General features: G+C 66.9%; 25 protein-coding genes and 2 pseudogenes. 15 read left to right on the top strand and 12 right to left on the bottom strand.

The window, feature by feature from the left end; all coding sequences use genetic code 11:
* Nucleotides 1-6: 6 nt before the first annotated feature.
* Entirely contained in the window at nucleotides 7-483 is a 477-nt protein-coding gene (locus AC5P8Z_RS13790) for a MerC domain-containing protein (protein WP_295568929.1), read from the bottom strand.
* 33 nt (nucleotides 484-516) lie between these two features.
* On the opposite strand from AC5P8Z_RS13790, the gene AC5P8Z_RS13785 reads away from it, so the two are divergent.
* The 8 genes from AC5P8Z_RS13785 (at nucleotide 517) to AC5P8Z_RS13750 (ending at nucleotide 7,147) form a co-directional block, all read left to right on the top strand.
* Entirely contained in the window at nucleotides 517-1,050 is a 534-nt protein-coding gene (locus AC5P8Z_RS13785) for a ZrgA family zinc uptake protein (protein WP_495229299.1), read from the top strand.
* Complete coding sequence (locus AC5P8Z_RS13780) at nucleotides 1,047-1,742, top strand: ATP-binding cassette domain-containing protein (RefSeq protein ID WP_495229298.1); 696 nt, start codon at nucleotides 1,047-1,049, stop codon at nucleotides 1,740-1,742. Before AC5P8Z_RS13785 ends, AC5P8Z_RS13780 begins: the two co-directional genes overlap by 4 nt.
* Complete coding sequence (locus AC5P8Z_RS13775; protein WP_495229297.1) at nucleotides 1,735-2,988, top strand: ABC transporter permease; 1,254 nt, start codon at nucleotides 1,735-1,737, stop codon at nucleotides 2,986-2,988. Before AC5P8Z_RS13780 ends, AC5P8Z_RS13775 begins: the two co-directional genes overlap by 8 nt.
* Nucleotides 2,989-3,014: 26 nt before the next feature.
* Nucleotides 3,015-3,542, top strand: a complete 528-nt coding sequence (locus AC5P8Z_RS13770; RefSeq protein ID WP_495229366.1) for a DUF3299 domain-containing protein — start codon at nucleotides 3,015-3,017, stop codon at nucleotides 3,540-3,542.
* The gene (locus tag AC5P8Z_RS13765; RefSeq protein ID WP_495229296.1) at nucleotides 3,532-4,152 is read left to right on the top strand and encodes a DUF3299 domain-containing protein; all 621 of its coding nucleotides are present in this window, start codon (nucleotides 3,532-3,534) and stop codon (nucleotides 4,150-4,152) included. Before AC5P8Z_RS13770 ends, AC5P8Z_RS13765 begins: the two co-directional genes overlap by 11 nt.
* Entirely contained in the window at nucleotides 4,152-4,898 is a 747-nt protein-coding gene (locus tag AC5P8Z_RS13760) for a hypothetical protein (protein ID WP_495229295.1), read from the top strand. Before AC5P8Z_RS13765 ends, AC5P8Z_RS13760 begins: the two co-directional genes overlap by 1 nt.
* A gap of 151 nt (nucleotides 4,899-5,049) precedes the next feature.
* The gene (locus tag AC5P8Z_RS13755) at nucleotides 5,050-6,582 is read left to right on the top strand and encodes an MFS transporter (protein WP_495229294.1); all 1,533 of its coding nucleotides are present in this window, start codon (nucleotides 5,050-5,052) and stop codon (nucleotides 6,580-6,582) included.
* 4 nt (nucleotides 6,583-6,586) lie between these two features.
* Nucleotides 6,587-7,147: a TetR/AcrR family transcriptional regulator gene (locus AC5P8Z_RS13750; protein ID WP_286068490.1), complete on the top strand. Its 561-nt coding sequence runs from the start codon at nucleotides 6,587-6,589 to the stop codon at nucleotides 7,145-7,147.
* A gap of 124 nt (nucleotides 7,148-7,271) precedes the next feature.
* Here AC5P8Z_RS13750 and fdhD read toward each other — a convergent pair whose 3' ends face one another.
* Nucleotides 7,272-8,111, bottom strand: coding sequence for a formate dehydrogenase accessory sulfurtransferase FdhD (gene fdhD / locus AC5P8Z_RS13745; protein WP_495229293.1), 840 nt, complete (start codon nucleotides 8,109-8,111; stop codon nucleotides 7,272-7,274).
* 243 nt (nucleotides 8,112-8,354) lie between these two features.
* Here fdhD and AC5P8Z_RS13740 point away from each other — a divergent pair, with 243 nt between their 5' ends.
* The 3 genes from AC5P8Z_RS13740 (at nucleotide 8,355) to AC5P8Z_RS13730 (ending at nucleotide 11,662) form a co-directional block, all read left to right on the top strand.
* Nucleotides 8,355-10,640, top strand: coding sequence for an FdhF/YdeP family oxidoreductase (locus AC5P8Z_RS13740; protein ID WP_495229292.1), 2,286 nt, complete (start codon nucleotides 8,355-8,357; stop codon nucleotides 10,638-10,640).
* A 225-nt stretch (nucleotides 10,641-10,865) separates the two neighbouring features.
* Complete coding sequence (locus AC5P8Z_RS13735) at nucleotides 10,866-11,126, top strand: hypothetical protein (RefSeq protein WP_295568940.1); 261 nt, start codon at nucleotides 10,866-10,868, stop codon at nucleotides 11,124-11,126.
* The gene (locus AC5P8Z_RS13730; protein WP_495229291.1) at nucleotides 11,123-11,662 is read left to right on the top strand and encodes a DUF411 domain-containing protein; all 540 of its coding nucleotides are present in this window, start codon (nucleotides 11,123-11,125) and stop codon (nucleotides 11,660-11,662) included. Before AC5P8Z_RS13735 ends, AC5P8Z_RS13730 begins: the two co-directional genes overlap by 4 nt.
* Nucleotides 11,663-11,777: 115 nt before the next feature.
* Here AC5P8Z_RS13730 and blaL1 read toward each other — a convergent pair whose 3' ends face one another.
* Together blaL1 and AC5P8Z_RS13720 are read right to left on the bottom strand one after the other, a co-directional pair.
* Nucleotides 11,778-12,650, bottom strand: a complete 873-nt coding sequence (gene blaL1, locus AC5P8Z_RS13725) for a L1 family subclass B3 metallo-beta-lactamase (RefSeq protein ID WP_495229290.1) — start codon at nucleotides 12,648-12,650, stop codon at nucleotides 11,778-11,780.
* A 245-nt stretch (nucleotides 12,651-12,895) separates the two neighbouring features.
* Nucleotides 12,896-13,018, bottom strand: a pseudogene (locus AC5P8Z_RS13720) (RNA polymerase sigma factor); the annotation flags it as partial.
* A 205-nt stretch (nucleotides 13,019-13,223) separates the two neighbouring features.
* Between AC5P8Z_RS13720 and AC5P8Z_RS13715 the strand changes: the two are divergent.
* The 3 genes from AC5P8Z_RS13715 to AC5P8Z_RS13705 all read left to right on the top strand — a co-directional run bounded on the left by AC5P8Z_RS13715 (nucleotide 13,224) and on the right by AC5P8Z_RS13705 (nucleotide 15,195).
* Entirely contained in the window at nucleotides 13,224-13,490 is a 267-nt protein-coding gene (locus AC5P8Z_RS13715) for a hypothetical protein (RefSeq protein ID WP_495229289.1), read from the top strand.
* A gap of 9 nt (nucleotides 13,491-13,499) precedes the next feature.
* Complete coding sequence (locus AC5P8Z_RS13710; RefSeq protein ID WP_495229288.1) at nucleotides 13,500-14,672, top strand: low temperature requirement protein A; 1,173 nt, start codon at nucleotides 13,500-13,502, stop codon at nucleotides 14,670-14,672.
* An 88-nt stretch (nucleotides 14,673-14,760) separates the two neighbouring features.
* A complete protein-coding gene (locus AC5P8Z_RS13705) occupies nucleotides 14,761-15,195 on the top strand; it encodes an EamA family transporter (protein ID WP_295568944.1) in 435 nt (144 codons plus the stop codon).
* Between the two features lie 61 nt (nucleotides 15,196-15,256).
* On the opposite strand, the gene AC5P8Z_RS13700 is transcribed toward AC5P8Z_RS13705, so the two are convergent.
* The 7 genes and pseudogenes from AC5P8Z_RS13700 to pip all read right to left on the bottom strand — a co-directional run bounded on the left by AC5P8Z_RS13700 (nucleotide 15,257) and on the right by pip (nucleotide 22,655).
* A complete protein-coding gene (locus tag AC5P8Z_RS13700; RefSeq protein WP_495229287.1) occupies nucleotides 15,257-15,898 on the bottom strand; it encodes a response regulator transcription factor in 642 nt (213 codons plus the stop codon).
* On the bottom strand, nucleotides 15,891-16,946 hold the full coding sequence (locus tag AC5P8Z_RS13695; protein ID WP_295568946.1) for a sensor histidine kinase: 1,056 nt from the start codon (nucleotides 16,944-16,946) through the stop codon (nucleotides 15,891-15,893). Before AC5P8Z_RS13695 ends, AC5P8Z_RS13700 begins: the two co-directional genes overlap by 8 nt.
* Before the next feature lie 72 nt (nucleotides 16,947-17,018).
* The gene (locus AC5P8Z_RS13690) at nucleotides 17,019-17,756 is read right to left on the bottom strand and encodes an MgtC/SapB family protein (RefSeq protein WP_286068477.1); all 738 of its coding nucleotides are present in this window, start codon (nucleotides 17,754-17,756) and stop codon (nucleotides 17,019-17,021) included.
* A gap of 30 nt (nucleotides 17,757-17,786) precedes the next feature.
* A complete protein-coding gene (gene mgtA, locus AC5P8Z_RS13685) occupies nucleotides 17,787-20,546 on the bottom strand; it encodes a magnesium-translocating P-type ATPase (protein ID WP_495229286.1) in 2,760 nt (919 codons plus the stop codon).
* Nucleotides 20,547-20,609: 63 nt separating this feature from the next.
* Nucleotides 20,610-20,909: a hypothetical protein gene (locus tag AC5P8Z_RS13680; protein WP_005413574.1), complete on the bottom strand. Its 300-nt coding sequence runs from the start codon at nucleotides 20,907-20,909 to the stop codon at nucleotides 20,610-20,612.
* Nucleotides 20,910-21,201: 292 nt separating this feature from the next.
* On the bottom strand, nucleotides 21,202-21,501 hold the full coding sequence (locus tag AC5P8Z_RS13675) for an EF-hand domain-containing protein (RefSeq protein ID WP_019337231.1): 300 nt from the start codon (nucleotides 21,499-21,501) through the stop codon (nucleotides 21,202-21,204).
* Nucleotides 21,502-21,707: 206 nt separating this feature from the next.
* A pseudogene (gene pip / locus AC5P8Z_RS13670) lies at nucleotides 21,708-22,655 on the bottom strand (prolyl aminopeptidase).
* A 114-nt stretch (nucleotides 22,656-22,769) separates the two neighbouring features.
* On the opposite strand from pip, the gene AC5P8Z_RS13665 reads away from it, so the two are divergent.
* Nucleotides 22,770-23,435: a TraX family protein gene (locus tag AC5P8Z_RS13665; RefSeq protein WP_049455156.1), complete on the top strand. Its 666-nt coding sequence runs from the start codon at nucleotides 22,770-22,772 to the stop codon at nucleotides 23,433-23,435.
* Nucleotides 23,436-23,685: 250 nt separating this feature from the next.
* On the opposite strand, the gene AC5P8Z_RS13660 is transcribed toward AC5P8Z_RS13665, so the two are convergent.
* Nucleotides 23,686-25,881, bottom strand: a complete 2,196-nt coding sequence (locus AC5P8Z_RS13660; protein ID WP_495229285.1) for a TonB-dependent receptor — start codon at nucleotides 25,879-25,881, stop codon at nucleotides 23,686-23,688.
* Nucleotides 25,882-26,089: the final 208 nt, after the last annotated feature.

The following is a 26,089-nucleotide window of genomic DNA, read 5'->3' as shown; positions in this document are numbered from 1 at the left end:
CCGGCGCTAGCGGCGCTGGCGCAATGCGCGGCGGTTGCTGATGTGCGCTGCCGCCAGCAGCACGCCGCCGCAGGCGGTCGCCACGCCATGCCAGAGCAGTGATTCCTTCAGTGGCAGGTACAGCGAGGCGGACAGCAACAGGCCGGCGCCGACGCTGGCGAGCCGTACCGAGCGCCAGCGGCCATGCCGGTGCAGCCCGGCCGCTGTACTGGCCATCGCCAACGCCGAGGCCAGCAGCGCGAACAGCCATTCCCAGCGCGACATCACCAGCAGCAGGGTCATTGCTCCATGTCCGGGATGCTGGAACGAGCGCAGCGCCATCATTGCCGCGGGCACGAAGGCAAGCAGCAGGGGCAGGGCGATGCAGTGCGCGGCGCAGGCCAGTGACAGCCAGGCGCCAGCCAGGTCGATGTGGGGGTGCCAGCGTGCCGACGTTGGCGGCTGGGCCAAGGCCCTTGCGGGCGTGGTGGGGATGTGGTCCATAATGTTACATAGTAACAATGTGGAGTCCACGTCATGAAGCTTCCTGCTGCTCTCTTCCTGCTGCTGGGCGCCAGCGCTGCGCATGCACACGATATCCGCCAGCATGCACCGCACATGCATGGCCAGGCCATGCTCGACCTGGCGCTGGATCGAGGCACGCTGGAGGTTGCCCTGCAGGCACCGGGCATCGGCATCCTGGACTTCGAGCGAGCGCCAGGCAGCGCAGCGGAGCACGCCGCGCTGGCGCGTGCCACCGTGTTGTTGAAGGGGGGAAGCTGGGTCACCCTGCCCACCGCTGCAGGGTGCCGCGTGGCCAGCAGCCACGCCACGGCGGAGGGTTTCGACGCGACGGTCGCCCCGCCATCGGCAGCACAGCATCGACACGCCGGTTTCACTGCCACGCTCCAGTACCGCTGCGCGAATCCGGCCGCATTGCGCGCCATCGTCGTGCGCCTGCCGGTACTGTTCCCCGGGTTGCACGAAGTCATCGTCAACAGCACCACGGCCAACGGCCAGGGGCGCAACGTGCTGACACCCGGCAACCTGCGCGTGGTGCTGGCACCGTGAGCGCGGTACCAGTGATCGCACTCGAAGACGTGCAGTTCGGCTATGGCGTGCGCCGGGTGCTGGATATTCCGCGACTGTCGATCGAGCAGGGCAGCAGCGTGCTGCTGCGAGGCGCCAGTGGGGGCGGCAAGAGTACCCTGCTGGGCCTGTTGGCCGGCGTGCTGCTGCCGAGCAGGGGGCATGTCGAGGTCGCGGGGCGCCCGCTGCACACAATGCGCGGTGCGGCGCGGGATCGATTCCGTGCCGACCACCTGGGCGTGATTTTCCAGCAGTTCAACCTGCTGCCGTTCCTCAGCGTGCGCGACAACATCGCGCTGGGCCTGCGCTTTTCGCGCTTGCGCAGCGAGCGCGTCAGCGGGCCGCTGGATGGCGAGATCGCGCGGCTGTTGTCCGCCCTGCAGCTGGACCCGGCGCTGATGCAGCGGCCCGCTGGCACGCTCAGTGTCGGCCAGCAGCAACGCGTGGCCGCGGCGCGAGCATTGATCGGTCGACCGGCCCTGCTGTTGGCTGATGAACCTACTTCGGCGCTGGATCGCGATGCGGCCACCGCCTTCCTGCGGCTGATGTCAGCGCAGGGCCAGGCGGCAGGCACAACGGTGGTGGTGGTCAGCCATGACGACAGCCTGCAACCCTTGTTCGACCGCACCCTTGCCTTGTCGCAGATCAACCTTGCAGGTGGCGACCATGCTTGAGCTTGCCTGGGCCAGCCTGCGCAGCCGTGCGCTGAGCGTGGGCCTGACCATCCTGGTCATCACCCTCAGCGTGGTACTGCTGCTGGGCGTCGAACGCATACGCAACCAGGCCCACGAGGGCTTCGCCAGTACCGTGTCGGGCACCGACCTGATCGTCGGTGCGCGCTCTGGACCGGTGAATCTGCTGCTGTACTCGGTGTTCCATATCGGCGATCCCACCAACAATGTGTCCTGGCAGTCCTACCAGGAGCTGTCCACGCTACCGCAGGTGAAGTGGGCGGTGCCGTTGTCGCTCGGTGATTCCTGGCGCGGCTTCCGTGTGATCGGTACCAGTGGCGGCTACTTCGAACACTATCGCTACGGTGCCGGGCACACGCTCGGGTTTGCGCAGGGACGGCCGTTCGATGATCTGTATGACGCGGTGATCGGCGCGGAGGTGGCACATGCGCAGAAGGTGGGTGTCGGCAGCGAGATCGTGCTGGCCCATGGCACCGGGGCGGTCGCCCTGGCGACGCATGCCGACAAGCCGTTCCGTGTTTCCGGCATCCTGAAGCGCACCGGCACGCCGGTCGATTCATCGGTGCTGGTTTCGTTGCCGGCGATCGAAGCGATCCACGTCGACTGGCGTTCGGGCGTGCAGCTGCGCAGCCAGAGCGTCAGTGCCGAGCAGGCGCGCCACCTGGACCTGACTCCGACCAGCATCACCGCCTTCATGCTCGGCCTGAACTCGCGCATCGCAACGTTCTCGGTGCAGCGCAGGATCAACGAGTATCCAGACGAGGCGATGCTGGCGATCCTGCCGGGCGTGACGTTGCAGCAGCTGTGGCAGTCGCTGGGTGCCGCCGAGCGCGCCCTGCAGCTGATCAGTGCGATGGTGGTGCTGCTGGGCATGGTCTCGCTGGTGGCGCTGCTGGTCTCGACCCTGCAGGAGCGGCGTCGCGAGATGGCGGTGCTGCGCGCCACCGGCGCGCGACCAGGCGACATCGCGTGCCTGCTGATGGTGGAGGCAGTGGCGACCAGCGCGGCCGCCTGCGCATTGGCGCTGTCGCTGCTGGTCCTGGCCAGCCTGGCGGGGCGTGGTTGGGTGCTGGCGACGTTCGGCCTGTCCATTACCCATGTATGGCCCGACGGCCGTGAGCTGGGCTGGGTGGCGGCGGTGCTGGGGATCAGCGCACTGGCCGGGCTGGTGCCGGCCGTTCTGGCCTACCGCCGCACTGTGGCCGACGGCCTGTCGCCGGGAGCCTGAGCATGCGCGGGATCGGGTTGCTGACGATGATGCTCGCGCTGGTGGCGTGCGAGCGGCCGGTCGATACCGGCGTGCAGGCCTTGCCGCCCTCGCCGGTGGTCGACCGCGCGGGTACGGTCGCAGCCGGGGAGCAGGAGCTGGACTGGCTGCAGATGATGCCCAGGGACGAACTGGCGGCGCTGGAGCGGGGCGAAGGGCCAGAGGTCGAGCACAATGGCAATCGCCGCATGCCGCAGTTCGGCACCTTCCGCACCGTGGATACGGTGCTGCGGCGTCCGGTACGACTGCCCGGTTACGTGGTGCCGCTGGCCAATGCGCAGGACGGGCGCCTGACCGAATTCCTGTTCGTGCCGTATTACGGCGCCTGCATCCACGTGCCACCGCCGCCGCCGAACCAGATCGTGCACGTGGTGCTGCCGCGGCCGATCGAGATGCCGGACATGTACTCGCCCTTCTTCCTGGTCGGGACGCTGCAGGCCGAGCGGCTGGACGACGAACTGGCCGGTTCGGCCTACACCATGCGTGATGCGCAGCTGAGGACGTATGAACCGTAGCCACCTGTTGCTGGCGTTGGGATGCCTGTGGTTGGCGGGCTGCACGGCGCCGGGCGGCGATGCCGTGATGGTCAAGCCGCAGGACAAGCCGGCACCCTCCGGCTCGGCCGAAGCCCCCATCGACCGTTGGGACGCGTTGCGGCCCGACGAAGTGACCTACCAGCGCCCCCCCCCGCAGATCGGCCTGTCACGCAATGGGATGGATGGCGTGGGCGGCCTGATCGACGACACCGGCGCGGGCACGCCCCCGGGGCTGGAGATCGACCATTCCAGCCCGGACCGCGCCAGGCAGTTCGGCTCTTCGCGCGTGGTCGACGCAGCTGATGGCCGCGCCGTGGATCTGGACGGTTTCGTGGTGCCGCTGGGGGCCACGGATGCGGGCCTGGTGGATGAACTGCTGTTCGTGCCGTTCTACGGCGCATGCATCCACGTGCCACCGCCGCCGCCGAACCAGATCATCCATGTCACCCTGGCCACGCCGATCGCGCTGGGCAACCTGTGGGATCCCTATCGGCTTGCCGGCCGCCTGCAGGTGAAACGGTTCAATGCGGATATCGCCAGCGCATCCTACGATGCAGCGTCGGCGACGCTGACTGCGATCGGCAACTGATGCGCAGGCGTTGGCTCATCGCTGCGGGCGCGCTGGCAACCGCAATCGCGCTGGTGGCGGGATGGCATCGGCGTGTTGTCGTCTCCAAGCCGCCCGCGATTGTGTTTCCCGCACCTGCGGCCGAGGCGCGCCAGCGCATCGAACGGCACATGGTGGAGGAACCGGCCTTTCGCAACGATGTGCTGTTCCTGCTGGCGGCAACGCTGCGTGACCGCTGCCAGCCGGCGCAGGCCGGGCTGCTGGCACGCATGGCCAATCGTGCCTCGCTGCCGGTGCTGGCGGCGGTCAGTGCGGTGACCCAGCAGGATCCAACACTGGATCGGCCGATCTACCAGTACATCCAGCATCGCGCCGATGGCATGCGGTGTGGTGAGCGCCTGCGCATGCCGTTGGCCGGCGGGCGCGTCATGGATGTGGACGTTGAACAGTACGCGCGCACCTTCCCGGACAGCTATTTCGACCCGGAGCACAGCAGCGAGCCACGGGACTTCGATGGTCTGTCGCTGCAGCAGCGCGCCGGCAACGCCTGCAACAGCGTGGTGTACTCGGTATTGCCGTTGGGGGGCACCGACTGGCGCTGCAGCAGCCTGCGGGCGAACGCGCGCTCGCGCGTGCGCAGGCTGTGCGAGGACGAACTGCGGCGCCAGCACGGCGGCACCGGCGGCGAGCTGGACATGGCCGTGGGCCAGGGCATGCAGGGTGCGGTAGTGGCGGCGATCGCGGCGTTGCCAGAAGGCTGCCGGTAGACATTGACCGGTCGAGCCCGGCCATGCCTGCCCGGCCGTTCCGTCGAGCAAGCTCGCCTCTACAAAGGCTGAACCGGCTGGTCCGGAAGGCCATAAATATACCGGATGTCCGGTATAGTTATGGCCGTACTTCACCCCATCAGGTTGTCCCATGGCTCTGTCCCAGCCCTTGGCCGGTGCTCCGGCCCTGTCGCGTGCCCGTCGCTGGGCACTGTTGTTCACCGTCGCTGCCGGCCTCTTGCTGGTCACGCTCGACAACTCCGTGCTCTACACCGCACTGCCCACGCTCACCGAGGAACTCTCGGCCAGTGCAGGCCAGGCGTTGTGGATCATCAATGCCTATCCGCTGGTGATGGCTGGCCTGCTGCTGGGCGCGGGTACGCTGGGCGACCGCATCGGCCATCGCCGCATGTTCCTGATCGGCCTGGTGGTGTTCGGCATCGCCTCGCTGGCGGCGGCGTTCGCCGGCAGCGCCCCCCAGCTGATTGCCGCGCGTGCCTTCCTGGCAGTGGGTGCGGCGGCAATGATGCCGGCCACGCTGGCGCTGATCGGGCTGAGCTTCCATGAGGAGCGCGAGCGCAATATCGCCATTGCGATCTGGGGTTCCGTCGCCATCGTCGGCGCAGCACTGGGACCGATCATCGGCGGCTGGCTGCTGCAGCACTTCTGGTGGGGCTCGGTGTTCCTGATCAATGTGCCGGTGGTGGTGGTCGCGTTCGCGGCCACGCTGCTGCTGGCGCCGGAAGGCCAGCGCGATACGTCGCGACCCTGGGACCTCGTTTCGTCGCTGCTGGCACTCGCTGCGCTTTCCGGCCTGGTGCTGGCGATCAAGTCGCTGATCGCCACGCCGCCGTCGTATGCGCTGGGCGTTGCTGCGCTGCTGTTGGCCGTGGTGACCGGCGCGGCGTTCGCGCGTCGCCAGCAACAGCTGCCGTATCCGTTGCTGGACTTCGCGATCTTCCGCAATCCGGCGTTCCTGGCCGGCACGCTGTCTGCGGTGTTCACCCTGTTCGCGATGGCCGGCCTGCAGCTGGTCACCACCCAGCGTTTCCAGCTGGTTGCAGGCTTCACGCCGCTGCAGGCGGGCCTGCTGGTGTCGGTGGCAGCGCTGGGCAGCCTGCCGAGTGCACTGCTGGGCGGCAGCATCCTGCATCGGGTTGGCCTGCGTCCGTTGATCTGCGGTGGCCTGGCTGCGGGCGCACTGGGTGTCGGCGTGGTGGCATTCGGCTTCCCGCACGGGCTCGGCTGGGTGGTGGCGGGCATGGCGATCACCGGTTTCGGCATGGGTTCGGCCATCTCGGTGGCCTCCACCGCCATCCTCAACAACGTACCGGCGCACCGCGCGGGCATGGCGTCGTCGGTGGAGGAAGTGTCCTACGAGTTCGGTGGCCTGCTGGCAGTGGCGATGCTGGGCAGCTTGAGCGCTGCGATGTACAGCGCGTTCCTGCCGGCCTCTGCCGACATGCCGGCGCTTGCACGCGAAGGTTTCACCCAGGCGCTGCACGTGGCACGCGAAAGCGGGCAGGGCGAGTGGTTCGCGCTGGCCGCGGCGGCCTACGATCGCGGCTACCAGATCGTGCTGCTGGTGATCACGGTGGTGCTGGCGGTGGGTGCCGCGCTCATCGCACGCCTGTTGCGTGGCCGTGTTGGTGGCCGCGAGGGCGCCGCCGATCGCGTAAAATGAGCCCATGAGAACCAGCAAGCGCGACCGCATCCTCGACGCCGCCGTCAACGTGATCAATCGTGACGGCGTGCGTGCGGTGACCTTCGAGTCGGTGGCGGCCGAGGCCCAATTGACCCGTGGTGGCCTGCTGTACCACTTCCCGTCCCGCGAGGCGCTGCTGCGGGGTATCGACGAACACCTGGTGCGTGCCTGGGAGACGTCGATGGAAGCGTTGCTGGGCAAGACCGCCGAGCAGGCCACGGCGCTGGAGCGCTACCAGACCTTCGTGCGCGTGTCGGCCCAGAGCGCCACGCGTGCCGAGCTGATGTTCATGCTTGAATCGGCCGACCCGGAGGCTGGCGAACGTCCGTGGGGGCCGGCAGTACGACGCTGGGCGCCATCCGCGCCGGAGGCAGGCAGCGACGATCCGGCCACGCTCGACAATTTCGTTGCACGGCTGGCGGCCGATGGCCTGTGGATCTACGAGGCGATGTACGAAGGGCAGCTGGATGAAGATGTGCGTGCCCAGGTTGCCGAGCGCATCGCCGGGTTGCTGGCGAAGCCGGACGGGTCGCCGCACTTGTAGAGTCGACTGTCAGTCGACTATCGCACGCAGCGCGGGGGTTTTTGGGGGATCTGAGCGAAGAGCAGTCGACTGACAGTCGACTCTACCCAGTCGACGCTACGCCGCCGTCTCTACCCGGTCGGCGCTACCTGTCATCCGCCTGCAGCCGTTCCGGATGGGTATACACATTGAATCCGCTTTCCCGCGCGAACCCCACCAGGCACAGGCCGCCGCCGCGGGCCAGGTCGATCGCCAGTGCGGTCGGCGCCGACACGGCGGCCAGCATGCTGGCGCCGGCACGCACCGCCTTGCTGACCATCTCGTAGCTGGCACGGCTGGAAATCACCAGCAGGCCGCCATCGACGGTGTGCTCGTTGTGGTGCAGGGCACCGATCAACTTGTCCAGTGCATTGTGGCGGCCGACGTCCTCGCGCACCCAGCCGATCCGGCCGCTGGCATCCGCCCAGGCGGCAGCATGTGTGGAGCCGCTTGCCGCGTTCATCGGCTGGTGCTGTGCCAACGTGGCCAGTGCCCGTCGCAGGGCGGCTGGCGCGTAGGTACGACGTTCGCGGATCTGCGGCAGCGGCCGCAGCACGTCCTCCAGTTGCCGGGTGCCGCATAGCCCACAGCCACCCCGACCGGGTAGCAGGCGCGCATTTGCCGGGTCCAGCTGAGCAGCGGGTGCATCCTCGCACACGGTCATCTGCAGCTCGATCCCTTCCAGCTGCGGCCGCACCTCGATGGCCAGCAGCTGCGCCGGCGCCGTGACCAGGCCCTCGCTGAGCGAAAAGCCCAGCGCGAAGTCTTCCAGGTCACAGGGCGTGGCCATCATCACCGCGAAGGTGGCGCCGTTGTAGCGCAGTGCGATGGGTACTTCTTCGGCCACCACATCGATCTGTAGCTGGCGTCCTTCGCCGCGCCAGCGCTGCAACGGGCGCTGGGCCGTGCCGGCGGGCGGGGTGTGGGGCGGAATCGAATCAGGCATGCAGCGCGTCCGGGCAAGGGGAATGCGCAGGTGGTGGACAACCTACGGCTTCGAGAATAGCGCAGCGGCCTGCTGCTGACGCGGGTGTAACCGGTGTCATGGCAGGCTGCGCGAAAATCGGTTGCCACCTCTGGCGCAGTGCCGTGTGCCGTGCTTGACTGTGGCGCTGGGCGGGGTGCCGACAGGGCCGCCGATCAGCCGAGCACCGTACGTCGTTGCGTTCGTCCCGCCAGGTTCCCGAACATGTCCGAGCAGAAGCCACCGCGTTACAAACCCTACAACCAGCCCGCCGGTGGCTGGGGTGCCGCCGGCGCCACCGCCAAGGTGCTGCTGCAGCAGAGCGTGATCGGCAAGGGATCGAAGGCGCTGCTGGCGATGAACCAGCCGGGCGGCTTCAAGTGCCCAAGCTGTGCGTTCCCCGACGCCGACGAACGCAAAAAGCTGGAGTTCTGCGAGAACGGCGCGAAGGCACTGGCCTGGGAAGCCACTCAGTTCCGTGCGGGGCGCGAACTGTTCGCCCAGTACTCCGTCACTGAACTGATGGCGCAGACCGACTATTGGCTGGAGATGCAGGGCCGGTTGACCGAGCCGATGCGCTACGACGCGTCCACCGATCATTACGTGCCGTGCAGCTGGGACGACGCCTTCGCGCTGATCGGCCGCCACCTGCAGGCGCTGGACAGCCCTCACCAGGCCGAGTTCTATACCTCCGGCCGTACGCCCAACGAAGCCGCATTCCTGTATTCGATCTTCGTGCGCGAGTTCGGCACCAACAATTTCCCGGACTGCTCGAACATGTGCCACGAGCCGACCAGCCGGGGCCTGCCGCCGGCCATCGGGGTGGGCAAGGGCACCATCGTGCTGCAGGACTTCGAGCACGCAGAGGCGATCTTCGTGATCGGCCAGAACACCGGCACCAATTCGCCGCGGATGATGAGCAACCTGGTGGAAGCGCGCAAACGCGGTATTCCGATCGTGGCGGTCAACCCGATGCCCGAGCGCGCGCTGATCCGCTTTGCCGAGCCGCAGGACGTGGTGCAGATGGCCACTTTGGGTTCAACCGAGATCACCAGCGAGTTCGTGCACATCCGCATCGGCGGCGACCTGGCCCTGATCAAGGGCATGATGAAGGTGATGTTCGAGCGCGAGGCACAGGGCGAGCGCGTGCTCGACCATGATTTCCTGTCAGAACACACGGTGGGCCTGGAGGCGCTGCGCGAGGACGTGATGGCGCAGGACTGGGACGAGATCGTACAGGTGTCCGGCATTTCGCAGGCGCAGATCCGCCGATGCGCGGAGATCTACATCCGCTCCAACGCGACCGTGATCTGTTACGGAATGGGGCTGACCCAGCACCAGTATGGCTCGCGCCTGCTGCAACAGGTCGCCAACCTGTTGATGCTGCGCGGCAACTTCGGCAAGCCCGGCGCCGGCATCGGGCCGATCCGCGGGCATTCCAATGTGCAGGGCGACCGTACCGTCGGCATCGACGAGAAGCCCAAGCCGGCCTACCTGGACCGCGTGCAGCAGGTGTTCGGCTTCGACCCGCCGCGCGAGCATGGCCACCATGTGGTCGAATCCATCGAGGCGATGCTGGACGGCAGCGCCAAGGTGTTCATTGGCCTGGGTGGCAACTTCATCCATGCGGTGCCCGATACGCCGCGTGCGTACGAAGCCATGCGTGGCCTGGACCTGACCGTGGGCATCGCCACCAAGCTCAATCGAGGTCATCTGGTTCATGGCCGCGATGCGCTGATCCTGCCGGTGGTGGCGCGCTCGGAGCGCATCGTCACGCCTTCAGGCGAGCAGTTCGTCACCATTGAAGATGCGATGTCGAATGTGACCGCCTCGCGCGGCGTGCTTGAGCCAGTCAGTGCCGATGTGTTGCCCGAGGTCGAGATCGTCTGTCGCATGGCGATGGCCGCGCTGCCACGCAGCAGGGTCGACTGGGCAGGCTGCATGCACGACTACGCACTCATCCGTGAGCTGATCGCGGCCGTGTACCCGGAGATCTACACCGGTTTCAACGAGCGCATCCAGCAGCCGCATGGCTTCCACCTGGACATTCCGCCGCGCCGCCGCGTATGGCCCACGCCAAACGGCAAGGCCAACATCCTGGTGATGCCTGGCCTGGACGTGGACGATCCCGTACACGATCCGGACATGCTGCGGCTGGCCACAGTGCGCTCGCATGACCAGTACAACACCACCATCTACAGCTACAACGACCGCTATCGCGGCGTGTACAACGACCGCATGGTGCTGTTCATGAACATCGAGGACCGGCTGGCGCGCGGGCTGGAAAAGGAAGCGCGGGTCAGCCTGGAGACGATCAGCGGCGATGGCGTGCAGCGGCGCATCGAGGGCCTGACCGTGCTGGACTACCCGATGCCACGTGGCGCGCTGGCTGGTTACTACCCCGAACTGAACCCATTGCTGCCGCTGGACTATTACGATCGCATCAGCGGCACGCCAGCCGCCAAGTCGATCCCGGTGCGGATGAGCGCGATGGGGGCGGCGACTGCATGACGCGCGCATCGGCTATCATCGGCATGCGAACCTGCCTGGCCTGCTGCTGCGATGGATGCTGCTCGTTGCCCTGGTGCTGGATGCGCCGGCGCTGGCGCTCGCCGCACCTTCGTACGGCGGGCCGGCCAGCCAGGACCCGTGCACGGCACCGCATTCGTCCGCAATGGCGGTGGCCGGCTGTTGCGATGATGCTGCCCCGGCGGCCTGCCAGAGCGGTGAGTGCGAATGTCCGCCGACCTGTCTTGGCATGCTGTCGACGTTGAACGGAACACCGGCCTCGCCCTGGCGCGAGGCGCCTGCTCCGACCACGACGCAGCAACGCGCGCCGCCGTCAACGCCGGACCCGATGCGGCCGCCGATCGTGTGATTTCCTGCAGGCCCCACGCGCCTGTCATGACTGTTCGACTCAATCTCGACCTGGCCTGCGCCATCGATGCGCGGGCGGCGGGCGCTGGTGCCCGCATCTGCAAAGGAATCATTCAATGAACCGTTCTTTCTCCCTGGGCGTGCTGCTGAGCACCGTTCTGGCCACTGCCGCCTGCGCGCGGGCCGCCGAAGAATCGTCGGCAACGCCGGTTGCCAGTGAGGCGCCGGCGGCGCCGGCCAAGGTCAGCGCGGCCGAGATCGATCCGGCGTTGCCGCTGGCCATCGTGCACAAGACCGCCAGCTGCGGCTGCTGCAGCGTCTGGGTCGATCACCTCAAGGCCGCCGGCTTCCAGGTGGATGTGCGCGACACCGACGACATGAACCCGATCAAGGTCCGCCTGGGTGTACCGGTCGGCAAGGCGTCCTGCCATACCGCCGAGATCGGCGGTTATGTAGTCGAGGGCCACATCCCGGCCGAGGACATCAAGCGCCTGCTGGCCGAACGACCGGCGGCGCGCGGGCTGGTGCTGCCGGGCATGCCCGCTGGTTCGCCGGGCATGGAAATGCCGGATGGCTATGTGCAGCCGTACACGGTCGAGCTGGTACGCGCCGATGGCAGTACCGAGCCGTTTGCCCAGCACGGGCAGGAAGGCTGACAGGCGGAGGTGCCGGTCGTTCTGACCGGCACCCTTCGATGCGCTCTCTGTAGAGCCGAGCCCATGCTCGGCTTGCCGGCAGAAAGCAGCCGAACGTTGGCTCGGCTCTACAGAATCAGCGTACCCCGGCCGTCTCCCTGGCCAGCTGGGCGTCGAATTTCTTCTCGGCGTCATCGGCGTAGGCCTTGCAGCTCAACACATCCACGCCGGCCTTGCTGCCAGCGGCATAGTTCCAGTGGCTGGCACCCGGATGCGGGGTCAGCAGCAGGTCACAGGGCAGGCCACGCACCGTGGTGAAGCTGCGCTTGTAGTCTTCGATCAGGCGCGGATAGCGGGGGTTGTCCTGCAGCTGGTAACCCGGTGCGCTCAGGCTGTCGGCATAGGCGATGCGCACCGGCTTGCCGTTGCGGGTGTCGGTCCAGGTCCACGCGGTGCTGCCGGGGGTGTGCCCCGGCATGAAGTGCGCGGTGAAGTCGATGCCACCGATGGAGACCACTTCGCCATCCATGATGATGCGGTCGGCGCTGGCCGGCGGATAGGTGATGCCATCGCCGAAGTGCAGGTCATCGCTGCCGCCGCGTGCCAGCAACACCGCCGACTCGGCGTTGGCCGCCACATGGGCAGCGGTGCGCCGCTTGATCTCGGCCACCGGCCCTGCGTGGTCGGCATGGGCATGACTGAGCAGGATCAACCGCAGATCCTGCGGCGCCACTCCGCGAGCCTTCATGTTGGCCAGCAGATGGTCGGCCATCTGCGGCATGCCACCATCCAGCAGCACCGCGCCGTCGGCGGTCTGCACCAGCAGCGCGGTCAGGTCCTGCGTGCCGATCTGCCAGGTATGGTCGGCAATCTGCAGCGGCGCCATCGGCTGCAGCCATGAGGCGTCAACGGTGTAGGCACGCAGCTGGGGCAGGGGGGCATCAGCGGCCGTCGCGTGGGCGATCGGCAGCACTGCGGCAAGCGTGAGGGCGAGCATGGAGCTGCGCATGTTGCACGTCCGTTTGAAGGAGGCCCAGAAACTAGCATGGGCCTCCTCCATCAACTCGCGCATAGATTTCATGGCTCCCATAAGGGCGCCGTGGATCAGTAGCGGTACTGCCATCCCAGGGTCAGCACCCGGCCGCGGCCGGAGAAGCAGCTCGGGTTTGACCGCGCGGTCTGCGAGTAGTAGCTGATGTACTGCGTGATAGCGCCCTTCGAAATCCACCGCGAAGGCCTGAGCCTGGAAGCGGCCACCGACCGCGCCAGACCGGGTGAGCGGAAGCGGCGACGCAGGTGGTCGACCAGCTCCTCGTAGTGGCGCAGCAGGGCATGCGGCAGCGGCAAGGCGGGCAGCGACGGGGGCGATTCGGGCATCCGGACGGGCACAGGGAAAAGACAGGGCAGCGCGCAGCGAGGGTCGCTGCGTGGCGGCTGGATATTAATGGGAACTGTTCGCATGTGCTATCGGTTGCCCGGCCAGTGGATTGTTCGCGGTGGCTGGAGGGTGAAACCACGATCATCGTCTGGAGCGCAGAATCGGCCCGGGCTAGCCTGCGCCCAGGCCAATGGGGATCGACACATGCATGTGCTTCTGGTGATCGGCGGCGGGGTCCTGCTGCTCGGGGTGTTCCTGCTGTTCGGCCGTCCGTGGAGCGTCGGCAACTCGCTGATGCCCGCGGCCATGCTGGCCTTCATCGCCACCTGGCTGCTGGTGGCCGTGGCCAACATGTGGGTGGGCGTCAGCCGCGCCGGCTATGCGGTGCGCGAGGAACTGCCGATCCTGCTGCTGGTGTTCGCAGTGCCGGCCCTGCTGGCCGGGCTGCTGTACTGGCGCCTGGCGCGCTGAGGGCGGCCCATGAGCACTCGACTGCGCCTGCCGGCACTGCGCCATCGCGATGGCCACCATGCACGCGTGACCTACGAAGAGCTGTTCTTCGACCTGGTCTACGTGTTCGCGGTCACCCAGCTCAGCCACCACCTGCTGCACCACCTGGACCTGGCCGGCGTGCTGCAGACGCTGGTGCTGTGGTTCGCGGTGTGGCTGGGCTGGCAGTACGCGTGCTGGGTCAGCAACTGGTTCGATCCGGAAGCACCGCGCATCCGCGCGCTGCTGTTCGTCACCATGCTGCTGGCGCTGTTGATGTCTTCGTCCATTCCCGAGGCGTTCGGCGATCGCGCGTGGGTGTTCGCCGGTGCCTATGCGACGATGCAGGTGGGGCGTACCGCCTTCGTCCTGTTCGAGGTGGGAGGCAGGCATCCACTGGCGCCCAACTTCCGCCGCATGCTGGCCTGGGTCTGCGTGTCGGCCTGTTTCTGGCTGGCCGGCGCTGCGGCCGATGGGAATGCACGGCTTGCGCTGTGGGCGGTAGCGGTGGCGTGCGAGTACATCTCGCCGATGTTCGGCTTTGCGTTCCCGGGCATGGGGCGCTCGCATACCCGCGACTGGACCATCGAAGGCGGGCATCTGGCCGAGCGCTGCCAGCTGTTCGTCATTGTCGCGCTGGGTGAGACGCTGCTGGCGACCGGCGGCGTGCTCAGCGAAGTCGAGCAGTGGAGCGGGGCGGTGGTGTCGGCGGTGCTGGCCACCTTTGCCGGCACGATCGCCATGTGGTGGCTGTACTTCGGCATCTCCAGCCGGGACGCCACCGAGGCCATCAGCCACGCCCAGGACCCGGGGCGAATAGGCGCGAACTTCCATTACGTGCACGCGTTGTTGATCGCCGGCATCATCGCCACCGCGGTGGGCAACGATCTGGTGATGGACCATCCGGGCGCGGCGGTCACGCCGGTGTATGCCGCAGTGCTGGTGGCCGGCCCGCTGATCTACCTGCTGGGAAGTGCGCTCTACAAGCGTGTGGTCTACGGGCACGCACCGCATTCGCACCTGTTCGGTGCGATGGCACTGGGTGTGCTGGGCGCGCTGTTGCCGCACACCCACCTGCTGGCCGCGGGCTGGCTGACCAGCGCGGTGCTGCTGGTCGTCGGACTGATGGACACGCAGTTGAAGCGACGCCTGCAGCGTGCCTGAGCCGTGGTGTGCGCCGCAGTACCTGCGCACGACACCGGTGAGTGTAGCGTTGTCGGTACCACCCCCTTTGGACCGGGAGAAACGCGGCATGCAGAATCTACCGCAATGGCTGTTGTGGGCTGGACTGTCTGCCGTGTTCGCGGCGCTGACGGCGCTGTTTGCCAAGGTTGGCGTCAAGGGCGTGGACTCGGACCTGGCCATGGCCATCCGCACGCTGGTGGTGGCGGCGGTGATCCTGCCGCTGGTGGTGGTCACCGGCAAGTGGTCCAACCCGTTGCTGTTGCCGGGGCGCACGCAGCTGTTCCTGGTGTTGTCGGCACTCGCCACGGGGGCTTCCTGGCTGTTCTATTTCCGCGCGCTGCAGAGCGGCGAGCTGGCCAAGGTGGCGGTGGTGGACAAGTTCAGCGTGGTGCTGGTGATCGTGCTGGCCTACCTGCTTCTGGGCGAGCGCCCCAGCCTGCGGGAATGGAGTGGCATCGGCCTGGTGGTGGCCGGGGTGATCGTGCTGGCCACGAAGAAGTAGCAGCGTCAAACCCATGTGCAGGGTCGACTCCACAGGCTCTACCGCGCAGTGGCGTGGACGTTTACGCAGTACCCGCCTGCAGACGGTCGTACATGCGCACCAGATCCACGAGGGTGCGCGCCCCCATCTTGCGCATCACCTGTGCGCGCCGCACCTTCACCGTGATCTCGCTGACCCCCAGGTCGCCTGCGATCTGCTTGTTGAGGCGGCCGCGAACCACGCCGTCGACCACCTCGCGCTCGCCGGCGTTCAGTGACTCCCAGCGCTGCTGCAGCGCGCCCAGCACGTCGCCCTCGCGGCGGCGCTGGCGGTCGAGCCCGATGCCCCTGTGGATTGCATCAAGCAGTTCCTGGTCGCGGAAGGGTTTGGTCAGGAACTCGATGGCCCCGTCCTTGATTGCGCTGACGCCCATGGCGATGTCGCCATGGCCGGTGATGAACACCACCGGCAGCTGCAGGCCGAGGCTGCCCATGCTGCGCTGGAACTCCAGACCGCTCTGGCCAGGCATGCGTACGTCCAGCACCAGGCAGGCCGGTGCGTCTTCCAGGTCATGATCCAGGAACGCCTGGGTGGAGGCGAACGCTCGCACCTGCAGGCCCATCGAGGCCAGTAGATCTTCCAGTGCGGCGCGCACCGACGGATCATCGTCGACCACGTAGACGATGGGGGCTGGCTCGGCTGCAGCGGCGGTTGGCTTACGCATGGTCGGGATCCGTGGCAATGGGCAGGTCGAAGACGAAGCAGGCGCCACCGCCCGCCGGGCGTTCGGCGCGGATCTGGCCGTCATTGGCTTCGATCATCGAACGGCTCAGGCTGAGCCCAAGACCCAGCCCGTGCGACTTGGTGGTCCAGAACGCATCGAATACACGCTCGGGATGATCGGTGGGCAGGCCGACGCCACGGTCACGCACGCTTAGGCTGACCCGCGAACCGTCACGCCGGGTCAGCAGTGACAGGCGACGGTCGGCGGTGGGCACGGCTTCCATGGCATCCACCGCATTGAGGATGAGGTTGCCGATCACCTGCTGCACCTGTACGCGGTCGGCCTGCACCGGTGGCAGGTCGGCATCCAGCAGCAGCGCCACGGTCACGCCGTGGCGGTCCAGTTCGCTGCGCGACAGTGCCAGCATTTCCTCCACCGCCTGGTTCAGATCAAAGGCACGCCGCTCGGGCGCGGCACCCTGGGTCAGGCCACGGATGCGGGCAATCACGTCACCCGCACGGTGCGCATCGGCCAGGATGCGGGCCACTGTCTGCCGTGCCTTGTCCACGTTCGGTGGGTCCTGTGCCAGCCAGCGCTGGCAGGCTTCGGCGCTGCTGGCGATGGCCGCCAGCGGCTGGTTTACTTCATGCGCGATGGACGTGGTCAGCTCGCCGACGGTGGAAGCGCGGGCCACCCGCAGCAGGCGACCCTGTGCTTCCTGGACAGCGGCCTTGGCCGCTTCCATGTTCAGGGCAAGGTAGGTGGTGATGCCGATCACCAGCATGCCGATCACCGAATTGACCAGACCGATGCGGTAGGTGCCGAAGCGGGTCAGGAAGAAGCTCAGCCCGGTCAGGGCGATGCAGGCGATGGCCAGCGTGATCAGCCCGCGCGCGCCGAGCACGCGCGACGCAGCGAGAATGACTGCCGCGTAGAAACAGGCCGCGGCGACCGCGTAATCGGTGACGGTGTCGATCAGGAAGATCGTCGCCATCACGACGATCAGGGCCAGCAGCACCAGTGGGCGGCGGGGCGACAGCGATGGCATCGGGACGGCTCCCTGGCGTGGGGGGAAAGGATAGCAAAGCGTTGTCCGGTCGTTGCCGACTCGCGGCCGGCACTACTCTTCCAGGCTGGCGTTCCAGAACCCTTGCAGTACCCCCGGCGTGGTCGACAGCGTCGCCAGTACTGCGTCCAGCTCGCCGGCATCGACCGTGGTGGCATACAGCACCGCTTCGATCTCCACGTCATGCTCGCCGAATGGCCGCTGGTCCACCGCGCGGACCGGGTATTGTGCCTGTTCCAGCAGCAGCAACAGCTGGTCCAGTACCTCGGCCTGTTGTTCACGCAGGCAGACCACGTTGATCGCATACGTCGCTTCACTGAACGCTTCCGGCAGCGGTCGCCGCTGGATGCGGTTCACCACTGGCCGCAGCAGGGTGTTGGCGGCCAGCACGAAGACCGCAGCCAGCACCGCTTCCGGCAGCAGCTTGATGCCTGCGCATGCGCCCACCGCCGCCGACCCCCACAGCGTGGCGGCGGTGTTCAGGCCGGACACCTGCGCGCCCTCCTTCATGATCGCGCCGGCACCCAGGAAGCCGACGCCGGAGATAACATAGGCCACCACATGCAGTGGCGATGGCGGCCCACCGTACAGGTCATGGAAGCGCACGGCGAGGTCGACGAACACCGCCGCGCCCACCGCCACCAGCGTGTTGGTGCGCAGGCCGGCAGTGCGCTGGCGCAACTGCCGCTCCAGACCGATGATCGTACCCAGCACGAAGGCCACCGACAGGCTGATCAGCGAGCTGAGGGTCGCGCCAGCATTGAACGCTGGCAGGTTTGGATTGATGTCCATTGTGTTCTCCCTGGACAAGGCGGCAGGCCGTTACTGCCAGCCGTAGCGACGGATATAGAAGCGCTTCAGCGCGGTGGTCAGCACCGCATAGCCGAACAGGATCGCCACGAGGAACGGCCAGTAGCCGGCCGGCAGCGCCTGCAGCTTGAAGTAGCCGGCCAGCGGGCTCATCGGCAGGGCCACGCCGATGGCCATGATCAGGCCGGTCATCAGCAGCAGCGGCGGTGCAGCGATGCTCTGCAGGAACGGTACTTTCGGCGTACGGATCATGTGCACGATCAGGGTCTGGGTCAGCAGGCCGACCACGAACCAGCCGGACTGGAACAGACTCTGATCGGCGGCGGTGCGCGCATCGAACACGTACCACATCAGCGCGAAGCAGGTCAGGTCGAAGATCGAGCTGATCGGTCCGAAGAACACCATGAAGCGGCCGATGTCCGCCGGGTTCCACTTCAGTGGCTTGCGCACCAGCTCCTCGTCCACGTTGTCGAAGGGAATGGCGATCTGCGAGATGTCGTACAGCAGGTTCTGCACCAGCAGCTGCAGCGGCAGCATCGGCAGGAACGGCAGGAAGGCCGAGGCCACCAGCACCGAGAACACATTGCCGAAGTTGGAACTGGCGGTCATGCGGATGTACTTCAGCATGTTGTTGAACGTGCGCCGGCCCTGGATGACACCTTCTTCCAGCACTATCAGGTTCTTTTCCAGCAGGATGATGTCGGCGGCCTCCTTGGCGATGTCCACCGCGCTGTCCACGCTGATGCCGATGTCCGCCGCACGCAGCGCCGGGGCGTCGTTGATGCCATCGCCGAGGAAACCCACCACCTTGCCCTGCGCACGCAGCTCGCGCACAAGGCGCTCCTTGTGCAGCGGGGTCAGGCGGGCGAACACACGGTGGTGGTGCAGGGCACGCGACAGCGCGCCGTCATCCATGCGCTCGATCTGCGGCCCGGTCAGGATCGTGTCCGCGTCCAGTCCGACCTGGGCGCAGACGCGGGCGGTGACCAGCTCGTTGTCACCGGTGAACACCTTCACCTCCACGCCATGCGCGGCCAGCGCCTGCAGCGCCTGTGCCGCCGATTCCTTCGGCGGGTCCAGGAAGGCCACGTAGCCGACCAGGGTCAGGCTACATTCGTCGGCCTGCGAATAGGTGGTCTGGCTGGCGGCGGTCTCCTTCATCGCCACTGCCACCACGCGCAGACCCTGTTCGTTGAGCTCTTCGGTGGTCTGCCGCACGCGGGCCAGGCGATGTTCGTCCAGCGGCATGTCCTGGCCGTCCTCGCGCACCGTGCTGCATACCGCCAGCATCTCCTCGACCGCACCCTTGCAGATCAGTTCATGGTGATCCTCGCGCTCGGACACCACCACCGACATGCGGCGGCGCTCGAAGTCGAACGGAATCTCGTCCACCTTGTGGTAGTCCTGCGAAAGCCGCAGCGAGCTCTGAAGCTCGACGTGCTCGAGCACCGCGCGGTCTAGCAGGTTGATCAGGCCGGTCTGGAAGTGGCTGTTGAGGTAGGCAAACTTCAGTACGTTCTCCGAATCGTGCCCGAACACATCGGTATGCCGCTCCAGCGCGATCTTGTCCTGGGTGAGGGTGCCGGTCTTGTCGGTGCACAGCACTTCCATCGCGCCGAAGTTCTGGATCGCGTCCAGGCGCTTGACGATCACCTTGCGCCGCGACAGCAGCACCGCGCCCTTGGCCAGGGTGGAGGTGACAATCATCGGCAGCATTTCCGGGGTCAGGCCCACCGCCACCGACAGCGCGAACAGGAACGCCTCGGTCCAGTCGCCCTTGGTCCAGCCGTTGATCAGCAGCACGAACGGCACCATCACCAGCGCAAAGCGGATCAGCAGCCAGCTGACACTGTTGACCCCCGCCTGGAAAGCGGTCGGCGCGCGGTCGGTGGCGGTGCTGCGCTGCGCCAACGTACCGAAGTAGCTGCGGTTGCCGGTGGCCAGCACGATGGCCGTGGCCGTGCCGGACACCACATTGGTACCCATGAACAGCAGGTTGTGCTGTTCCAGCAGGCCGGCCAGTCCGTCGCCGGGGTGCGCGAACTTCTCCACCGGCAGCGACTCACCGGTCATCGCCGCCTGCGCCACGAACAGGTCCTTGGCGGTCAGCACGCGGCAATCGGCCGGAATCATGTCGCCGGCTGACAGCACGATATGGTCGCCGGGCACCAGCTCGCGGATCGGCAGGTCCAGCAGACGCGCCGGACGACGGCTGTGCAGGTGCGCGCCGAAGTACTGGTCGGCCACATCGGCGGCTTCGGTACCGGGATTGCGCCGCAGTACGCGCGCGGTGTTGCCCACCAATGCCTTCAAGCGTTCGGCAGCGCGGTTGGAGCGGCCCTCCTGCACGAAGCGGATCAGCGTGGACAGCAGCACCATCGCACCGATCACGATCGTCGCCTTGATGTCCTCGGTCAGCCAGGACACCGCGGCAAGCACGGTCAGCAGCAGGTTGAACGGATTGCGGTAGCACTGCCAAAGGTGCCGCCACCACGGCAGCGGCTTTTCGTGATCCACCTCGTTGGGACCGAGCGCGGCCAGGCGCTCCTCGGCCTCATGCGGGCTGAGACCATCGGCATGCGATTCCAGCGTGGCCAGCAGCTCGGTTTCGCCCTGCTGGGCGAGGGTGACCAGGCCGGTGGTGAGTGCGAACGGCGCCGCTTCGGCACTGCCCGGGCCGAAGCCGGCCTCGGGCATCGCGCGGCGGCGGAACAGGTTGCCTGCGCGACGGCTGCGCAGGAAGGCATTGAACCAGGCGTTGAGCAGGCTCATGGGACTCTCCTCGAATGTCAGAGCCGGCCGGGGCCGGAACACGAACGGAACGGATGCAACCGATCAGGCGTGGCGCATCGCCAGCACCGCCGGCGACCACGGCTGCATGTGCAGGCGCTGGCTGCCGCCGATGCACAGCGGCTTCATCGCATCACGCAGCGGATAGGGCAGATGACGCAGCACGGTGATGCGCTCGCTGATCGGCAGCAGCGACAAGGCGTCGGCCACCACGCGTGGCGAACCGAGTGACAGCGAACGGGCAAACATCACGGGGCCGTGCTGCAGCAGCTGGCTGCGCAGCGCGGCAACATCGCGCTCGCCGATCAGGCGGCGCAGGGTGATGTAGAGGATCTTGTAGGACATGGGGGTGCTCTCCAGGCAAACGGCGCCTGGCGGCCCCCCGTCACTCAGGCAGGCGGGGGCCGGCGGGCAGGCGCCAGGAACAGGCAACAAGCGGTCATCCGGGGCGCGGTGCGCCCGGCAGGGTCGGGGTCCATCTGCGTCTCCATGAGGGGAGGGGGCCGGCCAGGATTGCCCTGGCCAGTGGCGCTATTGTCCGCCCCTGAATGGGACGGGCCTAGAGGCTCGTGGGTTAGCCCGGCTATACCTTGGTATAGCCGGCATGCGCAGCGCCAGTCGAGGGCTCAATGATGGATCAATGCGAAGCGCTGGTCTGCTTGCATACGTCGTACTCGCCGCGGCTCAGCGTCTTGTTGCGGTCGGTGTCGCAGGCGTGCAGTCGTTCGGCCCAGTCTGGTGCCACGGCATCCACCTCGGCCAGCGTGACGATGCCGTCCTTGTCCTTGTCCAGCGATTCGTAGGCAGGGATGAGCCTTACTTCTGTCACGTCCTCGGCGGCGGTGGCCTTGCTGGCCTCCTGCGGATTGGAACAGGCGCCCAGCAGCAGGCCCGCAGATAGCGAGAGAGCGATGGGAAGGCAGCGATAACCGGTCATGGCGTGCTCCTGGGGAAAGGGCGAACCACCGGTGCGGTGGTCACCGCCGGATCTTCTGCGCGGAGCTGTAAGCGGGCTGCGAAGAATGGGGCCGTGGACCGTTGCCGGTGGGTCGCCATTCACCTGGCCGCACAGCAGCGATTGCGCGGAGTCGACGCTACCCTCGAACGGTGGGATGCCGGCCAGCGGCCGTCACCACCATCTGCTCAGAAACGGTCGGCAAAGGCGTCCGTCGCCCGCACCAGCGCATCCACCGTGGCCGGCTCGTTCGCGCTGTGGCCGGAGGTCACCATCTCCAGCCGGGCTTCCGGCCAGGCCTTGGCCAGATCCCACGCACTGCGCGGCGGGCAGATGATGTCGTAGCGCCCCTGCACGATCACGCAGGGCAGGTGTCGGATGCGATCGATATCGCGCAGCAGCTGGTCCGGCTCCAGGAAGATGCTGTTGCGGAAGTAATGCGCTTCAATGCGGGCCCTTGCCAATGTATCCAGCGGGTCGTCGGTGGATTGCGCATCCACGTCGTGCTGCAGGGTGGCGGCGTTGTCTTCCCAGCCCAGCCAAGCCTGCGCGGCTTCGATGCGGGTCGCTTCATCCGGGCCATCCATGCGCGTCCAGTAGGCCGCGATCATGTCGCCACGCTCGGCTTCCGGTATGTAGGCCTCATAGCGTTCCCAGCGTTCCGGGAAGATCCAGCGCGCACCGCCGTTGGCCTCGGCGAACCAGCGGTTCTCGATCTCGCGGCCGAGGAACACGCCACGCACGATCAGGCCGGTGGCGCGTTCGGGATGCGCTTGCGCATAGGCCAGCGACAACGTCGAACCCCATGAGCCGCCGTAGACCAGCCAACGCTCGATGCCCAGGTGCTAACGCACCTTCTCGATATCGGCCACCAGATCCTGCATGGTGTTGTCGCGCAGTTCGCCGAACGGTGTGGAGCGGCCGCTGCCGCGCTGGTCGATCAGCACGATGCGGTACCGCGCCGGATCGAAGAAGCGGCGGTGGGTGGGCGAGATGCCAGCACCCGGGCCGCCGTGCAGGTACACCACCGGAATGCCCTCTGGCGTGCCGCACTCTTCGATGTGCAGCGTGTGCAGATCGCTCACCTTCAGGGTGAACTCGCGGTACGGCTCGATGGCGGGGTATAGGGTTCGCACGGCGGACGTCTCACAAGCAGGGGCGGCCAGCATAGCGCCGCCGCCTGCTGCCTGCAGCGTCGTGCTCCTGCGCGGCGCTGGAAATGGGCTGGCCGATGCGCATAAGCTTCCGCGATGCAAGCGACCACGACCGGGACGTCAACCTTCAACTTCACCCTCCGCAGCGGCGCGCGCGAGCTGCTGAAGTGGATCGCACTGCTGGCCATGACGGGTGACCACGTGGCCAAGGTGGTCTTCGGCGGCTACGTGCCGGTGGTCAGCGAACTGGGGCGCATCGCCTTCCCGCTGTTCGCGCTGGTGATGGCCTGCAATCTCGCCCAGCCCGGGGCCGACCTGCGCAAGTCGATGCGCCGGCTCGCGCTGTGGGGGCTGATCGCACAGCCATTGCACGCATTCGCGTTTGGTTCCTGGCTGCCGCTCAACATCCTGCTCACCTTTACATTTGCAGCAGTAGCCGTACATGCGCTGGCGAACAATCGGCCGGTGCAGCTGTTGCTGGCTGCCGGCGTGCTGCCGATGTTCGTGGACTATCAGTGGGCCGGGGTTGGCAGCGTGCTGCTGGCCTGGATCGCGTTCCGGCACCGGGCGTGGTGGCTGTTGCTGGTTGCGCTTGCAGCGGTGTGCTGGGCCAACCACAACGGCTGGGCACTGCTGGCCATTCCGGTAGTGCTGCTGGCGGCGCGGGTGCCGTGGCAGCTGCCGCGCTGGCGGTGGGCGTTCTACGGGTATTACGTGGGGCATCTGGCGGTGCTGGCGTTGGTTGCCCATCTGCTTGTGTAATGTCGGAACTGGCATGTCGAGTGTCTTGAATGCCGGATGCGGTCAAGGAATGCGCGTCGCAGGTGGGGGTGAAGCATGCCGCCATCGGCGTGTGTAGAGTCGAGCCATGCCCGACTCAGCGGGCGAACCGGAGCCGAGCATGGCTCGGCTCTACACGTTCTGGGAAATCCACGCCATGCGTGACCGGCAAAGCGAGCCGAGCATGGCTCGACTCCACAGGTGATGCATGTCTGGCGTGGAGGCGCCTGCCTCAGAAGTCCATCGTCGCCGACACCAGCACCGTCCTCGGTGCACCCAGCGCCAGGCTCGACAACAACGGCATGCCCCAATACGCCTTGTTGGTCACGTTGTTCACACTGGCTCTCAGCGCAAGCGGTCGACCCGCCACGGTGGTGCTGTAGCGCGCCCCGACATCGAACAAAGTGCGGCCCGGCACCGACAGGCTATTGTCGGCACTGATGTACTGCTTCGACATCGCCGTGGCATTGCCGGTCAAGGTCAGGCCCTGCAAGGTCGGTACATCCCATTCCACCCCCAGCTTGGCCTGCCGTTGCGCTACGGCGGTGGCGATGCGTCCCTCATTCACGCCACCGGCCGTGCGGGTCAGTTTCGGCTGCACGTAGGCCACGCCACCGAGCAGGCGCACGCCATCCAGTGGCGTGCCGAAGAAGCCCAATTCCACGCCGCGATTTCGTTGCTCGCCACCGAACGAGAAGATATTCGTGACCGGGTCGGTATAGCTGCTCGGTCGCTTGATTTCATACACACTGAATGTGTGCGCGAAGCTGCCGAGGTCCAGCTTCAGGCCCAGCTCCTTCTGCCTGGTGCGGAACGGTGCGAACACATCACCGGCATTGGCAGCGGTCATCGGCGCGGTGGCGCCCTGGCTGAGGCCTTCGATGTAGTTGGTGTAGATGGAGACCCTTCCGGTGGCCTTCACCAGCAGCGCAGCTGCCGGCGTGTTGGCGCTCTCGTCGTAGCGCGAGGTGCGCGCACCGCTGGCGACATTGAAGGTCTCACTGACCACCTGCTGGCGGCGCACGCCCAGCGTCAGCAGCACGCGGTCATCGGCGAAGGCGAGGGTGTCGGCGAAACCGAGGCTGTCCAGCCGCAGCTCGGTGTGCGAGATGTGCGGCGCTACGAACGGTGCCGCCGGGCCCCATGCCGGGTTGTACAGATTGGTGGTCCAGTCCCAGCCCGGCACGCTGCGGCGGCCGTAATCGTTCTGGGTGTGCTGGTAGTGGGTCACGTTGGCGGCCCACTGATGGCTGACGCTGCCGGTGTGGAACGAGCCGCGCAGGCCGGCATCTGCGGACTGCTTCCTGATATCGAAGGCGAGCTGGCCGATCACTGTGGTGAAGTCGGCGGCTGGATTGAGGATCTGAGCGCTGATCGAACCATTGTAGCGGTAGTCGGTCTTGCTGATGCCGTAGGCCAGGTAGGCCATCAGGGTGTCATTGATGTCCAGCTCGCCCCGCAGCATCGCGCCCTTGTCCTGGCTGTCCACGTAGGCCCAGTCCGGGTTGATCAGCGTATCGCCACGCGGCGGCCGCGGAATGGCCACGCCCGGTGCCAGACCGACGCCGCGTGCCGGGCCGTCCACGCGGTCATCGGCGCTGTACAGATCGGCCGACAGCCGCGCACGTTCGCCGCGCCAGTCCACTGCCAGTGCGCCGAGCTGCACCTTCTTGCTCTGCTTGCCGACCGCGCCATCACCATCACGGTACGCGCCGTTGAAGCGGATGCCGAACTGCTTGTCCGCGCCCAGGCGACGCCCCGCATCCACATGGGCGCCAAACTGCGCATCGGAGGCGAAGTTGGCACTGACCCGCAGCAGCGGTTGATCGCCGGCACGCTTGGGGACCAGGTTGACGCTGCCACCGACCGAGCCGCCCGGCGGCATGCCGTTGAGCAGCGCGGAGGGGCCTTTCAGCACCTCGATGCGTTCGAACATTTCCGGCGAAGTGCGGTAGTACGGCGCCATGCCGCTGAGGCCATTGAAGGTGGTATCGCTGGTGTTGGAGGCAAAGCCTCGGATCGCGTAGTTCTCGCTCCACGAACCGGTGACGCCGTTGCTGAACACCGTGGGGTCGGTGGCGGCGATGACGTCGGTGAGGTCCTTGGCCTGGCGGTCGCGGATGAAGGACTCGGTGTAGCTGACCGTATTGAACGGCGTGTCCATGAAGTCCTTGTCGCCGAGCAGGCCGACGCGGCTGCCAGCGGCCACTTGCCCGCCCGCATAGTCTGCAGTGACCCGGCGCTGTTCCTGCACCTGCACCGAGGGCAGGGTGGACGGCGCGGAGTCGGCCAGCGCGGCAAACGAGGCCAGCAGCCCTAGCGCGAGGGCCGACATCCGGTAGCGCCGGGCGATGCCTGGTGGATGCATCAGGCCGGAAGATGCGGCGGCAGCGCGATGCTGCAGAGAAGAGAAGTTGTACACGGTCATGCCAGATTCCTGTGAATCGCAGGCGCGAGCGCGCCTGGCGCGCTGCCGACGGCAAGCACGGGGAGAGGGCGCAGCGCAAGGTTGTTGGCTGGGTGGGGACCTGGCGGAAGGTGAGCCATGGGCTCGACTACGGGCAGCGTGCTGGACGCATTCCGAATTAGTTGAGTAAATTAAACTAAATCAATCGAAGCGGACAAGAGGGTCCCTT

This window comes from Stenotrophomonas sp. YJH_SMC_17 (genome assembly GCF_059371655.1).
Note: the sequence above shows the minus strand (reverse complement) of the source record. Positions and strands in the feature narration are given on the sequence as shown.